This is a genomic window from Vibrio mediterranei (genome assembly GCF_013364395.1).
GTDB classification, from domain to species: Bacteria; Pseudomonadota; Gammaproteobacteria; order Enterobacterales; family Vibrionaceae; genus Vibrio; species Vibrio mediterranei.
The window spans coordinates 1,800,451-1,814,877 of the sequence record NZ_JABXGK010000008.1; the positions used below are offsets into that span (position 1 = coordinate 1,800,451).

The 14,427-nt window shown below is 44.9% G+C and carries 17 protein-coding genes; 13 read left to right on the forward strand and 4 right to left on the reverse strand.

Annotation, left to right across the window (positions count from 1 at the left end):
• Window positions 1-204: 204 nt before the first annotated feature.
• The 13 genes from yiaK (at window position 205) to HOP38_RS25160 (ending at window position 11,491) form a co-directional block, all read left to right on the forward strand.
• Entirely contained in the window at window positions 205-1,206 is a 1,002-nt protein-coding gene (yiaK, locus tag HOP38_RS25100) for a 3-dehydro-L-gulonate 2-dehydrogenase (protein ID WP_088877880.1), read from the forward strand.
• 24 nt (window positions 1,207-1,230) lie between these two features.
• Window positions 1,231-1,719 (forward strand): TRAP transporter small permease, encoded by a 489-nt coding sequence (locus HOP38_RS25105; RefSeq protein WP_063602943.1) that lies wholly within the window; start codon window positions 1,231-1,233, stop codon window positions 1,717-1,719.
• Window positions 1,719-2,999, forward strand: a complete 1,281-nt coding sequence (locus tag HOP38_RS25110; protein WP_088877879.1) for a TRAP transporter large permease subunit — start codon at window positions 1,719-1,721, stop codon at window positions 2,997-2,999. Before HOP38_RS25105 ends, HOP38_RS25110 begins: the two co-directional genes overlap by 1 nt.
• Before the next feature lie 21 nt (window positions 3,000-3,020).
• On the forward strand, window positions 3,021-3,995 hold the full coding sequence (locus HOP38_RS25115; protein ID WP_198559268.1) for a TRAP transporter substrate-binding protein: 975 nt from the start codon (window positions 3,021-3,023) through the stop codon (window positions 3,993-3,995).
• 82 nt (window positions 3,996-4,077) lie between these two features.
• Window positions 4,078-4,770, forward strand: coding sequence for an L-ribulose-5-phosphate 4-epimerase (locus HOP38_RS25120; protein WP_088877877.1), 693 nt, complete (start codon window positions 4,078-4,080; stop codon window positions 4,768-4,770).
• 10 nt (window positions 4,771-4,780) lie between these two features.
• A complete protein-coding gene (locus HOP38_RS25125) occupies window positions 4,781-5,602 on the forward strand; it encodes a Cof-type HAD-IIB family hydrolase (protein WP_198559269.1) in 822 nt (273 codons plus the stop codon).
• Between the two features lie 17 nt (window positions 5,603-5,619).
• Window positions 5,620-6,108, forward strand: coding sequence for a NanQ anomerase/TabA/YiaL family protein (locus HOP38_RS25130; RefSeq protein ID WP_124941554.1), 489 nt, complete (start codon window positions 5,620-5,622; stop codon window positions 6,106-6,108).
• Window positions 6,108-7,601 (forward strand): FGGY-family carbohydrate kinase, encoded by a 1,494-nt coding sequence (locus HOP38_RS25135; RefSeq protein WP_124941555.1) that lies wholly within the window; start codon window positions 6,108-6,110, stop codon window positions 7,599-7,601. The genes HOP38_RS25130 and HOP38_RS25135 overlap by 1 nt, the downstream gene beginning before the upstream one ends.
• Window positions 7,594-8,238, forward strand: a complete 645-nt coding sequence (locus tag HOP38_RS25140) for a 3-keto-L-gulonate-6-phosphate decarboxylase UlaD (RefSeq protein WP_198559270.1) — start codon at window positions 7,594-7,596, stop codon at window positions 8,236-8,238. The genes HOP38_RS25135 and HOP38_RS25140 overlap by 8 nt, the downstream gene beginning before the upstream one ends.
• A gap of 7 nt (window positions 8,239-8,245) precedes the next feature.
• Complete coding sequence (locus HOP38_RS25145; protein ID WP_198559271.1) at window positions 8,246-9,004, forward strand: IclR family transcriptional regulator; 759 nt, start codon at window positions 8,246-8,248, stop codon at window positions 9,002-9,004.
• A 9-nt stretch (window positions 9,005-9,013) separates the two neighbouring features.
• On the forward strand, window positions 9,014-9,883 hold the full coding sequence (locus HOP38_RS25150; RefSeq protein ID WP_088877871.1) for an L-ribulose-5-phosphate 3-epimerase: 870 nt from the start codon (window positions 9,014-9,016) through the stop codon (window positions 9,881-9,883).
• Window positions 9,884-9,895: 12 nt separating this feature from the next.
• On the forward strand, window positions 9,896-10,219 hold the full coding sequence (locus tag HOP38_RS25155; RefSeq protein WP_124941557.1) for a hypothetical protein: 324 nt from the start codon (window positions 9,896-9,898) through the stop codon (window positions 10,217-10,219).
• A 66-nt stretch (window positions 10,220-10,285) separates the two neighbouring features.
• On the forward strand, window positions 10,286-11,491 hold the full coding sequence (locus HOP38_RS25160; RefSeq protein WP_198559272.1) for an MFS transporter: 1,206 nt from the start codon (window positions 10,286-10,288) through the stop codon (window positions 11,489-11,491).
• Window positions 11,492-11,608: 117 nt separating this feature from the next.
• Here the strand turns inward: HOP38_RS25160 and HOP38_RS25165 are convergent, their stop codons facing one another.
• From HOP38_RS25165 to pta, 4 genes are all read right to left on the reverse strand, one after another.
• A complete protein-coding gene (locus HOP38_RS25165; protein ID WP_173670901.1) occupies window positions 11,609-11,746 on the reverse strand; it encodes a hypothetical protein in 138 nt (45 codons plus the stop codon).
• A 122-nt stretch (window positions 11,747-11,868) separates the two neighbouring features.
• Complete coding sequence (locus HOP38_RS25170; RefSeq protein WP_124941559.1) at window positions 11,869-12,468, reverse strand: beta-phosphoglucomutase family hydrolase; 600 nt, start codon at window positions 12,466-12,468, stop codon at window positions 11,869-11,871.
• Between the two features lie 132 nt (window positions 12,469-12,600).
• Window positions 12,601-13,359 (reverse strand): sulfite exporter TauE/SafE family protein, encoded by a 759-nt coding sequence (locus HOP38_RS25175; RefSeq protein WP_198559273.1) that lies wholly within the window; start codon window positions 13,357-13,359, stop codon window positions 12,601-12,603.
• 8 nt (window positions 13,360-13,367) lie between these two features.
• On the reverse strand, window positions 13,368-14,417 hold the full coding sequence (pta, locus tag HOP38_RS25180) for a phosphate acetyltransferase (protein ID WP_198559274.1): 1,050 nt from the start codon (window positions 14,415-14,417) through the stop codon (window positions 13,368-13,370).
• Between the last annotated feature and the right edge of the window lie 10 nt (window positions 14,418-14,427).

Genomic DNA, 14,427 nt, shown 5'->3' on the forward strand with positions numbered 1-14,427 from the left:
AACTGCATAACGTCGATCTAGAACACATTAATTGTTTCGCATTACGGAATTTCAGAATCTTTTTATTCCTTTTTTTAACCAGTTAACAGTTATTGGCAAAAGACTTAATAGCAGAAATTTTCTCAACTTGGCTCACAGTTTTATTTTGGAATCTTTCGCATAATTAATTCCGTATTATGGAATCTAACTTAGCGGAGAGCTCAAATGCCATTGGTATCCACAGAAAAACTACAACAAGAATATGAACGAATTCTTTTAGCTCGCGACATGAAACCGGAGATGGCAACTAAGCTAGCGGCAGGTTTTGTAGAGATGGCAAATGAAGGGACGTATTCACACGGTATTAACCGGTTCCCAGTGTTCATTGACCAAGTAGACAAAGGGCAAATCAAGCTTAATGCCGAGCCAGAGTGTGTGAATAGTATGGGAGCGTTAGAGCAGTGGGACTGTAACTTTGGACCAGGTGTACTCAACGGATTAATTTGCGCGGAGCGCGCAATGGAACTAGCCCGTGACTATGGAATCGGCATGGTCGGTATGCGTAACTCCAACCACTGGATGCGTGGTGGTGCTTATGTACTAAAAATGGCGCGCGAAGGCTTCGCAGGTATCGCATCAACTAACTCTATTGCTGTTATGCCAGCTTGGGGCGGTAAAGATCACCGTGTCGGTTCTAACCCATTGATAATGGCCATTGCAGGTGATCCACCAGTAGTTGTTGATTGCTCAATGACCCAATTCTCCTACGGACAACTACAGAATTTCGTTCTGGCAGATAAAGAACTGCCTGTAGTTGGCGGATTTGATGACAACGGTGAACTAACCAAAGACCCACATGTTCTTTGGGAAAACAAACGTCTTCTACCAATGGGGTTCTGGAAAGGCTCTTCAATGGCCATTGTTCTAGACATGATGTTAACGGCAATCACAGGTGGTCACTCTGTTCCAGCTTTAACTGAAGATATGGGCGGCGAATTTGGTGTTTCTCAGTTCCTGATCGCTATCGATCTCAGTAAAACCATGGACGAGGGCCGTTATGGTGAAGAGATGAAGCGAATTCGCGACTATGTCCTTGCGTCTGAGCCAGCAGAGACCGGCTCTGTAATGATCGCGGGTTCTGAAATCCAGAACTTTATCAACAAACACGAAGCAGCCGGTGGCATCGAAATCAACGATGGCATATGGGATCAAATTACTTCTCTGTAATTCGCCTAAGGTAGGGAAAGCTTTATGCAAAGTGTATTTAAGAGTATTTGGAAAAGCATCGACGTCATCATGGCAGTCATACTGACTTGCATGATTGTTCTCGTATTTACCAACGTTGTATTACGTTACGGCTTTTCATCTGGTCTTCGTCCCTCTGTAGAACTATCTCGCCTTGGTCTTGTATGGGTAGTTATGCTCGGCGCCGCGGTTGTGCTGCGCCGAGGTGAGCACCTAGCTGTCTCGGAGTTTTCAGAACGACTATTTCCAAAAGCAGTACCCGTATTAAGACGACTTTGTTGGGTAGTAGTACTCGTATCGGTAGGCATGCTCTACATCGGTTCTTACCGTCAGATGATGTCTAACTGGTCAGATATTTCTCAATTAACGGGGCTTCCTTCAGCGTTATTTTACTTGGCTGGCGTGGTGTCGGGTGTGCTTATGGGGGTGATCGCGTTTGTGCGAATCTTCAAGCCAGACTGGCAACTAGATAGCTTAGAAGAGGAGAAAGAATAATGACGCTAGCCATTTTCTTATCGGTATTGATTGTCTCAATCTTATTGGGTCTTCCAGTGGCGTTTGCTTTGCTGTTGTCATCAATAGCACTGATGCTTCACATGGACTTCTTTAGTGCAGACATTCTTGCGCAGTCTTTAATTAATGGTGTAGACAGCTTTACACTGCTCGCGATTCCATTCTTCCTCATTGCAGGTGAAGTTATGGCGTCTGGTGGTTTGTCACAACGCATAGTTCGTTTAGCCACCACTTACGTTGGTCATCGTCAAGGCGGTTTAGGTTACGTCGCCATCATGACTTCGGTTCTACTGGCAGGCCTATCAGGCTCCGCTGTAGCGGATGCGGCAGCGTTAGTGAGTATCCTTTATCCAATGATGAAAGCGGCGAAATATCCAGAAGCTCCATCAATGGGTTTGCTTGCATCAGGCGGCATCATCGCCCCCGTTATTCCACCTTCAATTCCGCTTATTTTAGTGGGTGTTGCCGGCGGCATCTCTATCAAAAACCTGTTCCTTGGCGGTATTGTTCCAGGGCTATTAATGGGTCTGACATTGATGTTCGTTTGGCGTATGACAGTTCGGAAAGAGAACTTAGAAACATCTGAGAAAGCAACCAAAGCAGAGAAACGAGCTGCGCTTAAAGATGGTGTATGGGCATTGTTGCTACCAGTGATCATCATTGTTGGCATTCGCTTCGGTATCTTTACTCCAACGGAAGCAGCGGTTGTTGCGGCAGCGTACGCGATTTTCATCTCAACCTTTGTGTACAAAGAGCTGACGCTTAAAAAGTTCTACGACATCGTCATCAACGCAGGTCGGTCAACGGCAATGGTCATGTTCTTGGTCGGTTGTGCCATGGTAGCAGCGTGGCTGATTACGGTTGCTCAACTCCCTCAGCAATTGGCAGAACTGTTAGGCCCACTTGTGGATAGTCCTCGTCTACTAATGGCGGTCATTATGCTACTCGTACTTTGTGTAGGCATGGTGATGGACTTAAGCCCAACTATTCTAATTCTCGTTCCACTATTAATGCCTGTAATAAAAATGGCTGGCATTGACCCAACTTATTTCGGCCTACTGTTCGTTATTAACTGTTCGATAGGTTTGATTACGCCTCCTGTAGGCACCGTATTAAACGTAGTTTGTGGTGTAGCTAGAGTGCCAATGTCTACTGCTGTGAAAGGTGTATTGCCCTTCATTGGCGCTTACATGGCCCTACTCGCATTGTTTGTCATATTCCCAAGCATTATCACTGTGCCAATGTCATTTGTCATTGGTTAACCCTCGACGGAGAAAATCATAATGAAAACCCTACTAAAACTCACGTTACTTGCTTCAACTATCGCAATGAGCTCTAACGTACTTGCTGCAACAACACTGAAATTGGCACATGCAGCACCTGAATCTGATTTACAACAAGATTTGTCGTTGTTCTTCAAAAAAGAAGTAGAAGCACGTTCTAACGGCGACATTAAAGTCAGCATCTATCCACAAGGTCAGCTAGGCAGTGATAAGCAAATGATCGACGGTTCTCGCGCAGGGATAGTGGATTTGGCTATGGTTGGCCTAAACAACTACAACGGTTTAATGCCTGAATCGGCAGCATTTACCCTACCGTTCATGTTCCCAAATCGCGAGACTGCGTATAAGGTTCTTGATGGCGAACCAGGCAAAGAAGTTCTAGCGAAGTTTGAGAAATTTGGCCTGAAAGGTCTAGGGTTCCCTGAAAACGGTTATCGCAACATGACCAATAATGAGAAGCCTATTCGCACCCCAGCCGACGTAAAAGGCCTTCAAATGCGAGTCAACGGCTCTAAAGCACTGAATGATATGTTCAACGAGCTTGGCGCTAACCCACAACAACTTCCAGTATCTGAGCTTTATACTGCACTTGAAACAGGCGTTGTCGACTCTCAAGACCACCCAATTTCTGTAACGCTTTCGTTCAAGTTCAATGAAGTACAAAAATACTTAAGCCTCACTCAGCATGCTTATTCTCCATTGGTTCTAACTATGAACCTACGTAAGTTCAACGGCCTAAGCCCAGAAGAGCAAAAGATCATCGAAGAGGTTTCAGCAGAAGCGGTAGCGATGCAACGCAAGCTCAGCATTGAGAAAGAAGACGAGATGATTGCAGAGCTTGAAGCACAGGGTATGCAAGTAAACCGTGATGTTGACGGCGCTGCATTCCAACAAGCTATCCAACCAGTTTGGAGTGCATATATCGAGAAAAATGGCGACACCATGATCAACAAGATCAAGGTAGCGGCTAAGTAACCATTGTCAGGGTTGCTTAGAGCTTATCTGAGTAACCCTTCTTTTAACCTCTTCCTAAAACACGAACAACGGCAGTTTACTTATGTACCAAGAATTAAAGCAACGCGTACTCGCTGCAAATTTACAACTACCTAAATATGGTCTTGTAACCTTCACCTGGGGCAATGTATCAGAAATTGATCGCGAACTTGGCGTGATTGCAATCAAACCATCAGGTGTGGAATATGACGTTATGACAGTCGACGATATTGTCGTTATCGATCTTGAAGGCAATCGTCTCGAAGGCAGTCTGAATCCTTCAAGCGATACTGCAACACACATTGAGCTTTACAAAGCCTTCCCAACCATCGGCGGAATTGTTCATACCCATTCACGCAATGCGACGATTTGGGCACAAGCAGGTCGAGATATCCCAGCACTCGGCACTACTCATGCTGACTACTTTTATGGCGATGTCCCTTGCACACGTTTACTTAGTAAGGAAGAGATCGAGACTGATTACGAAAAAAACACTGGACTCGTTATCATTGAAGAGTTCAACCAAAGAGACATAGACCCTCAAGCAATGCCTGGCGCCATCATAGCTGGTCACGCTCCATTTACGTGGGGTAAAGATGGTTCTGACGCTGTACACAATGCCGTCGTCATGGAGGAAATTGCAGCGATGGCAACTGCAACTCGTGCTATCAGCCCAGAGGTTGCCATTCAACCCGAATTGCTCGACAAACACTACAACCGTAAGCACGGTAAAAATTCATACTACGGGCAGAAGTAAGGGTAATCCTATGTACAGATTATTGGCGTTAGACCTCGATGGGACAGTACTTAACTCAGAGCATACTATCAGCGAAGAGTTGATCGAAATCATACAACAAATCGCGGTGAACACACATGTGGTGATAGTGACAGGTCGCCACCATGTCGCCGCGAAGCCATACTACGACCAACTCGGTCTATCGACGCCAATCATTTGTTGCAACGGTACCTATATCTTTGACTACCAAAACAACTCCGTGATTCAAGAAAATGCCATCGACAAAAACACAGCTTATCATTTCATCACGCTATCACACGCACATGATCTAAAAATGGTGATGTATGTTCGTAATGCCATGCTCTATTCACGAACACGTCCTATTGACTATATGGAGGCTTTGCTTACCTGGTCACAAACATTCCCAGAAAACGAGCGCCCGAACATTCGAAAGGTAGATGATTTTCAACTTGAAGCAGAACGCTCAGACTACGTGTGGAAGTTTGTCGTCGAGGGTGAAGTAGATAGCTTTGCAAAACTGCCTTTCATAAAAAACCATTTTAATGGTGAACGTTCTTGGATTGACAGAGTCGATTTTGCCGCAACAGGCAATAGCAAAGGTAATGCGTTGTGTCAGTATATTTTGCCCTTAGGCATCGAACTTGATGAGTGTGTGGCCGTTGGTGACAACCACAACGATATCTCGATGTTGAAAACCGTGGGGATGGGTATCGCCATGCAAAACGCTGACGACACCGTGAAAAGCACCGCCGACCTTATCACCGAAAAAACCAATGACGATAAGCAGGGTTTGGCACAGCTATTAGGGCAACTTTTTCTCAATACTCATTAATAGAAATCGAGAACTTTATGTTAGTTGGAAACACTCAAACCTCATCAATAACCAAATCGTATCCTGTCGTTATCCAAAACGTCTTGGAATACTTAAATGGCCTAGATCACGCCTCTCTCTCCTTAGGTCGTCACGAACTGCCTGGTTTTGACTCTGATAAAGCGTGGTTTGTTGTACTGGAGTACCACAAAGAACCGTTGGCGAACTTCAAACCTGAGGTTCATAAATATCATTCTGATTTGCAAATCGTATTAGAGGGCTGCGAGACCATGGCATGGTCAATCGATACGGGAAAACACACAAACGCAGAGCCCTATTTGCAACAAAGAGATCTGCAATTCTACAACCATGACGGCATTGCTCTGAACTTCATTCACGCGACCCCAAACCAATTTTACTTGTTTACACCCAATATCGTGCACATTACCAATATCCAAAATGATGATGACCAGCCAGTAAGGAAACTTGTGGTGAAAATTCATAACGACCTACTGGAAGCCAAATAATGAACTATTACATCGGTATCGATTCTGGTGGCACCTTTATGAAAGCCGCGTTATTTGACGCTAAAGGCACCCAATGTGGACTCGCTCGCGTTTCAGCAAGCGTCATCAACGATCAACAAGGTTGGGTAGAACGTGATTTGAATGCGCTGTGGCAAAACGCAGTTGACGTCATTCAACAGTTGTTAGCAACCACTGACGTTGACCCAAACCGTATCGAAGGTCTAAGTATTTCTGCGCAAGGCAAAGGCGTGTATCTGCTAGACAAGCAAGGGGAAAACTTAGGCTATGGCATCATGTCTTCCGATTCGCGCTCGTTACCGATTGTCAAACATTGGTTAGATCAAGGCATTGCCGACACCATTTACCCAATGACTTTGCAAACGCTTTGGACAGGACACCCAGTGTCCATTCTTCGCTGGATCAAAGACAATGATGCTGAGCGTTACCGCAATATCGGTGCCGTGCTAATGTCTCATGATTATTTGAGATATCGCCTCACCGGAGAAGTCGCCGCCGAACTGACCAATATGTCAGAGAGTAATCTCTTCAACTCCATTACTGGTGAGTACGATAAAGCACTGCTAAGTCTCTTCGGTATCGAAGAGCTTTGGGATGCCCTTCCCCCAATCGTTAAACCGCAGCAGCAAGCAGGAAAAATTACCGCCGCGATCGCTAAAGAGACAGGCCTTACAGAAGGCACTCCGGTGTTCGGTGGGCTTTTCGACGTCGTCTCAACCGCGATCTGTTCTGGCATTAACTCATCCGAAGACTCGCTCAACTATGTGATGGGCACGTGGGCAGTCACCTCTGGCATCTCAAAACATGTCACTAGAGAGCGTCATAACTTTGTCTATGGTCACTACGCCATTGACGACGAATACATTATTCATGAGGCTAGCCCGACTTCCGCAGGCAACTACGAATGGTTCGCCGATTACCTTGGAGACGGCGGTGAGCTTGACCATGCACAAAACCAAGCATTGGTAGCAGCCCTAGCACCAGCATCAAGCTCGGTCTACTTTGTGCCTTTCCTTTATGGATCCAATCAAGGCTTAGGATTGAAATCCGGCTTTTATGGTCTTCAGTCTCACCACGGTAAGGGACACTTAATTCAAGCGATCTGGGAAGGGATTCTTTTCTGTCACAACCTGCACCTTGAACGGATGCGTCAGCGTTTTCCAAAAGCAAACGTACTAAAGGTAACGGGCGGCCCAGCAATGAGTCCCGTCTGGATGCAAATGTTAGCCGACCTAACCGGTATGACAGTAGAGATTTCTGATGTGGATGAAACTGGCTCTTTAGGTGCGGCCATGATGGCTATGGTTGGCTCAGGAGAGTTTGCGTCACTTCAAGAGTGCACTAAAAGTATGACCAATTCGATGTCTCGCATCGAACCCAATTTAGAAAACTATTCACGTTACCAAAAGAAATACCACAACTACCAAAAACTGGTTCAGTTATTCAAACAATTTGAGGATGAAATCGATGCCTAAACCTTTACTGCAAATGGCACTTGACGCAACCGACCTCGATACTGCTCTGATGTCAATAGAACATGTTGCGGACAAGCTTGATGTCATTGAAGTCGGTACTATTTTAGCGTTCGCTCATGGTGTGGACAGTGTAAAGGTCCTCCGCGAAAAATACCCAAATCATACCGTTGTCTGCGACATGAAAATAACCGATGCAAGCGCCATTTTAGCGCGTTTGGCGATGGAGGCTGGCGCTAACTGGGTCACTGTGAGCGCTGCAGCTCATATTGAAACCATCCGTTCAGCAAAAAACGTGACCGATAAGTTCAATGGTGAAGTGCAAATAGAGTTATATGGACACTGGACGTTGGATGACGCCAAGGCATGGGTTGAAATGGGAATTACCCAAGCTATTTACCATCGCTCGCGTGACGCAGAGCTCGCTGGTGTCAATTGGACCCAACAAGATTTAGACAAAATGCAGGAATTATCGAATTTAGGAATTGAACTATCCATTACTGGTGGTATTGTGCCTGACGATCTGCATTTGTTTAAGAATCTTTCTGTTAAGTCATTTATTGCTGGTCGAGCGTTAGCTAGCAGCAATGGTCGTGAGGTGGCAGAAAGTTTTCACAATGAAATAGGAAAACATTGGTAGCACGTATATGAGTGAACAAATTAAATCGTTGTCTAAAGCGTTGAGTGTACTCGAATTTCTAGGGAACTATCCGAACGGAATTTCTCTACAAAAAGTGTCCGAGGGCACTGGCTTTAATAAGTCTTCAGTCCATCGCATTTTGGCAACATTTGAAGCCTCAGGATACGTTGCTCAAATGAGTTCTGGTAAAGAATATCGTCTTACTATGAAGCTGGTACAGCTCGGTCATGCTGCGATTAACTCTGACGTGACAGGAGCGGTTAAGCCTTTCCTATCAGAGCTACTTAACGACGTAAATGAAACCGTTAATTTTCTGTCGTTTGATGCTGACAATATCATCTTTAAAGACAAGTTCGAGCCAGTCAACGCCGCCTTTCGAACTCGTACCTATGTTGGGTTGCATTCTCCTATGTACTGCTCAGCTGCCGGGAAATGTTACCTCGCATTTAGCACCGATGCGGTACGAGAAACTTATTGGCAACGTAATGTCAGTACAATGAAACCATTAACTGAGAATACCATTCTGGACAAATCTCAGTTCTTCAGCGTTCTTGATCAAATCAAAGCCCGTGGCTATGCCTTAGATGATGAAGAAAACGAAGCCGGTATTTCTTGTGTGGCTGTTCCTATTTTTGACAAAAACAACACCCCTGTATACGCCGTCAGCGTTTCTTCACTAACTCCAAAAATGAAAGCATTAGGTTATGAAGAAATTGCCAGTAAAATTCAAGACATCACCTCGCGTATAGAGGAACAACTTTTTTAAGGAAAAAGTATGTTCAACTCTCAAAACAAATTCAGATTAGGTATTTACGAAAAAGCAATGCCAGCGTCTCTTTCTTGGGAAGAACGCTTAATTAAGGCCAAACAAGCGGGGTTCGACTTTGTCGAAATCTCAGTTGACGAAACAGACGAGCGACGCGCCCGTTTAGATTGGTCAGATGAAGAAATCTATCAACTTCGTCACTTATGCGAAAAGCATGAAATGCCCTTGCAATCCATGTGCTTGAGTGCGCATCGCAAATTCCCATTTGGTTCAATGGACGAAAGCATTCGCGCAGAATCCCATGTCATCATGGAAAAAGCGATTGCGCTGGCCTTCAAGCTTGGCATCCGCTGCATTCAGATGGCCGGCTATGATGTTTACTATGAACCTCAATCGGCAGAAACCCATCGCCTTTTTATTGAAGGCATGAAACAAGCAACCAAGCTAGCAGAAAGAGCGGGCATCATGCTCGGTGTGGAAATTATGGATACTCCATACCTAAACTCGCTCAGCAAATTTGAAGTGCTCAAACGTGAGATTCCGTCCCCTTATTTTATGGCCTATCCCGACGTAGGCAATATTTCAGGTTGGAACCACGATGTGTGCACTGAGCTCAGATTAAGCCGCGATCATCTGGTTCAAGTCCACTTGAAAGATACACTACGCGTCTCAGAAACCTGTGATGGTCAGTTCCGTGACTTGGTCATCGGTGAAGGCCAAGTCGACTTCGCTTCGATTTTTAAGACGTTAGCTGATATAGACTATCGCGGACCTCTGGTGATCGAGATGTGGGCTCAAAACGACAACTGGTTCGAGGATATCACTAAAGCCAAAGCGACCCTCAAATCCATCGCTAACCAATCTGGTTTTGAGCTATAAGGGGACAATGTTATGACGATTATTCGCACCGCTTTCTTTGAAGCCGAGTTAACCGAAGAACAGAAACAAGATTTCTATCAGTATATGGAAAATGAAGTGGTGCCTATTATTCGCACCTTTCCAAATAACCTTGGCGTCGTTGTCAACAAACCTGAAGCCATCGAAGCCGATAGTCATAAGAACTTGCTGTTGATGATGCAACACAGTTATGAAGACGAAGCGACGATGCTAAAAGCTTTGGATTCCGATGCACGTATTAGGAGTATGCTCGCCACCAAAGTCATCATTGAAAAATACAATATCCATGTTCATCACATCAACTTTGTGCGTAGCTAGATTTTCTTAATTGAGGCGAAAAGCAGAAGGATATCTTCTGCTTTTTTTATAGGTACAGGAGGCACAATGAGAGCATTTCATCTAAAAGATGCCCCACTTGTCTTATTATCACTGATATTTTTTATTTGGGGCTTGATTACCGTTTCAAGTAATTCTCTTATTCCCTACTACAAAGATGCGTTTGCTCTGGACTATAAAATGGCCATGTTATTTCCTATGGCCTTTTTTATCACGCGAGTGACTGTCTCGCTTCCAACGTCATTCGTTATGGCGAAGTTTGGTTATCGAACCACCATGCAATACTGCCTTTGTTGGTGTTTAGTGGGCTGCTTAGTCATGGCTTATCTTGTCAGAACAGAGTCACTCTACCCAACCCTACTCGGCATTCTACTTATGGCGTCAGGCATCTCTGCCATTCAAGTGGTGAGCTCACCTTATGTATCGCTACTCTCGACACCAGACAAAAGCGTGGTTAGGCAGAGTATCGCTACGGCAGCGAACTCAGTAGGAACAGTGTTAGGGCCCTTAGTTTTGACCGCTATCATCGTTACTGCTACGAAGTTGGGGTTTACCGATACCTCGCTTCACGTATCGATTCTGTTTCTGCTGATCGCAGGCTTTTTCTTTGGTCTTCTGCTGTTTTTCAGCAAAATAGAGCTGCCTGATATTAAACCAAAACAGATCTCAGGGTTTTGGAAAGGTCTGTTCTGTTTGCTAAGCCATAGAGAGTTTATGACGCTTGCCACGGTACTATTGTTCTATATCGGTGTTGAAGTCAGCTTTGGGACCTTCACCATTACCTATCTTGCAGATGAGTCGTATGGTGGTTTAGGGCTTATTCTGGCGACGCAGTTAATTGCTGCTTATTGGGTTGGTATGTTCCTTGGCCGCTTACTATTCGCGAAATTCGGCCATAGGGTCAATCGGCATGGTTTATTCACATTCGCATGCCTTGTTGCCACAATGATTAGCTTGACCGCACTGTTTGAACAGGCGGCTTGGGTAGGGTTTCTATTACTATTGGTGGGGCTGTGTAATGCAACGCTCTACCCCATCATATATGCACAAGCATTGCAGGCTTCGGGAAAACATAGCTCACAAGGTGCTGCTATCTTGATCATGTGCTCAATTGGGGGAGTCATCTTGCCCTTCGCCCAAGCCACATTGATTGACGAATTATCACTAAGCACAAGCTACATTGCACCCGCAATCGCCTACTTGGTCATGACCACTTTGTATTGGTCTAGCCTGAAAAAGCGTGATAAACCCTGAAACACAGAAAGTGTCTCTCGGGATTAGATTGGATTAAACAACAAGAAGGTTGAAATTAGAGCAGGCTGAATAGCGAGGGGATATACCCCCGACATCAAAAGAAGTGCTCAGGGAAGATTAAACCCAAGCAGACGCCACTAAAAGGACAATCGCTGCCATCACTAAGCTCGCCTTAGCAAAGAAAAACACTTCATTGAAAAAAGAAGGTTTGATTGGTGCTTGGCTGCTTTCGTTACTAATTACTGTAGCATTCATACTTAATTCCCATACTGGCGTGATATAAGGTCAATTTTGCGCCAGTATGTGATCAAAGTCAAAGATATTTGTTGTTTTATTACACCATCAAGAGCACCTTACTGTTAAACATAAGCATATATTCAATATGCGGGAATAAATGCAGTAATCTCACCAGATTCAACCATATAACAGTCCATGCCCGCAGCCATCGCCGCGTATTGCCCAATCAACGTATCTTCGAACACAACGCAATCTGTTGGGTCTAGATCTAACTGCTCAGCTACCTTTAGGAAAGTATCAGGATTGGGCTTGTGGTTGTCTACATCATCAGAAGTAACTATCGTGTCGATCAATGACGGAATATCTGTGGTAGCTAAAATACCATGAGCGTGCTTAGCTTGAGCACCAGTTCCTATACCAATCTTTTTGAGTTTGTGCTGCTGTCGAAGAATCGTATAGATAGTGGGTATCACGTCGCCTTTGTATTCAATGGCTTCAAAGTTGGCAATTTTATCTGTTGTTATAAGCTGTGGGTCTATGGACAAATTATAGCGTTTCAAAATTTCGAGTGTGACTTTCCTAGATGGCATTCCACCGAGTTGATCCAGCCACTCTTTGTCATAAGGAATATCAAACTTATTACAAGTCTGCTTCCAAGCACGAGCATGTGCCACCATAGAGTTCACTAGAGTCCCATCTAAATCGAAGATGATTCCTTTATACTTATTTAGGTCCAACATATTAAATCTAACTAAACACCACTATACATTAGGCGAAATCGTAACGACCGATATGAGGCTTGGCTAATGCAACTTCACTGAATGTGATCTGAACGTCACCGTTCAATATCGGCCAAGCCATGTAATTAAGAATCAACCCAACGTCGAAGCAGATACCCCCATTAAATACCCTCCAATAACCATCAAGACACCGAACACCGTCTTTCTCAACTGATCGTTTGATAATGGAGGCGGATAACGCCTAGCGATTAGCGTGACCAAAGCCACCAGCGGAACGGCAATGACAGATAACCAAAGGATACTGACACTCAAGCTACCGTCGAAATACACGTAAGCGGTGCGCGAAGCCGAGGTACAAGCGAAGACCATCAACAGCGTGCTGCGCACTAATTCAATAGAAAAAGGCTGGCGATAAAGGTGGTAAACAATCGGTGGGCCCGCCATACCAAATAGGCCACCAGTAAGCCCCGAACCAAAGCCAGAAAATAGAAAAGACGCAGAAGCAGAACGCCGTGTTAACGTTTTCGGTTTAAACATGAAATTGAGCCCAGCCGCTAAAATCATGACACCAAGAAGACCGCGCAACATATTGGTTGCCGATTCACTGAGTTGATCAAGCAAAAATACTCCAGCAACGACACCTGGTATGATGCCAATTACCAGAACCAACATGGTTTTAAGATCACCAGATAATGGTTTACCGACCAGTGCCACCAAACAATTGAACAAGGTAACAATACTCACCACCGCCGCAATCACAGGTAAAGCGACCAGATTTAAGCTCACCGTCAAACCAATGACAATGATGCCAAGGCCAAAGCCAGTTACTGTCTGAAAATAGGTGCCAATGACTATGGTGGCAAGAATGGCGAGTAACGTCGGTAATTCCATTTGTTTCCCTAGTTGGTTATCCCTTCTTTTATTGAAGCGGGTGGAGTGTGTTTGATGTTTCGATCTTGTTGGGCTTGCACTGCAGTAACCGCAATAACATGAAGAATATCCTCGGCGCTGCATCCCCTAGATAGGTCATTCGCAGGCTGATTTAACCCTTGCAACAACGGTCCTATAGCTACTGCACCACCTAATCGCTCCGCCAACTTGTAACCTATGTTTCCCGCTTCCAAATTGGGGAATATCAGTACATTTGATTTGCCCTTGACTTGTGAGTCAGGCAGCTTCTTTGCAGCAATTTCAGTAACAATTGCCGCATCCAACTGTACATCTTGGTCAACAGCGATGTCAGGGCAGCGCTGCTTTACAAGTTGTGCGGCATTGCGAACTTTGTCAACGGACTCATGTTTAGCGCTGCCGTTGGTGGAAAACGACAACATGGCAACTTTAGGTTCTTCCATTAATAGCGATTTGGCGCTGGCTGAAGCTGAAATCGCAATAGACGCCAGCTCTGCTTCATTCGGATCAATGACTAATCCGCAATCACTAAAAATCAAACCACCTTTGAGGTTATGAAAAGGCTCGCATAACATCATTAAAAAGAAACTCGATACTAGCTCGCTATCTGGAGCAGGACCGATGATTTGAAGCGCTGCACGAACCACATCAGAAGTAGTGTACACAGCACCATTCACAGTACCGTCACCTAGCCCTTCTCTGACCATTAGGTTGGCGAAAATAAGTGGGTTTTGCACTTGTTCGAGCGCGTCGTTGTAAGACATACCTTTTGCTTTACGCAGCAGATATAACCGCTCTGCTAATACTTCTTTAAGCGGTGAACTCTGTGGTGAAACAATATGAATGCCAGCGAGACTCACATGATGTTGCTCTGCAGCCTCTGCAATGGTTTGTTCATCACCAACTAAGGTAATGTATGCCAATTGCTTATCGACAGCCATGCGAGCAGCGGTAAGCACACGAGGGTCTTCTGCTTCACTCAACACCACGCGCTTACGATCTAAGTGAGCTTTGTTGATAATCCTTTCTATCGCCTTCATATAACAAACT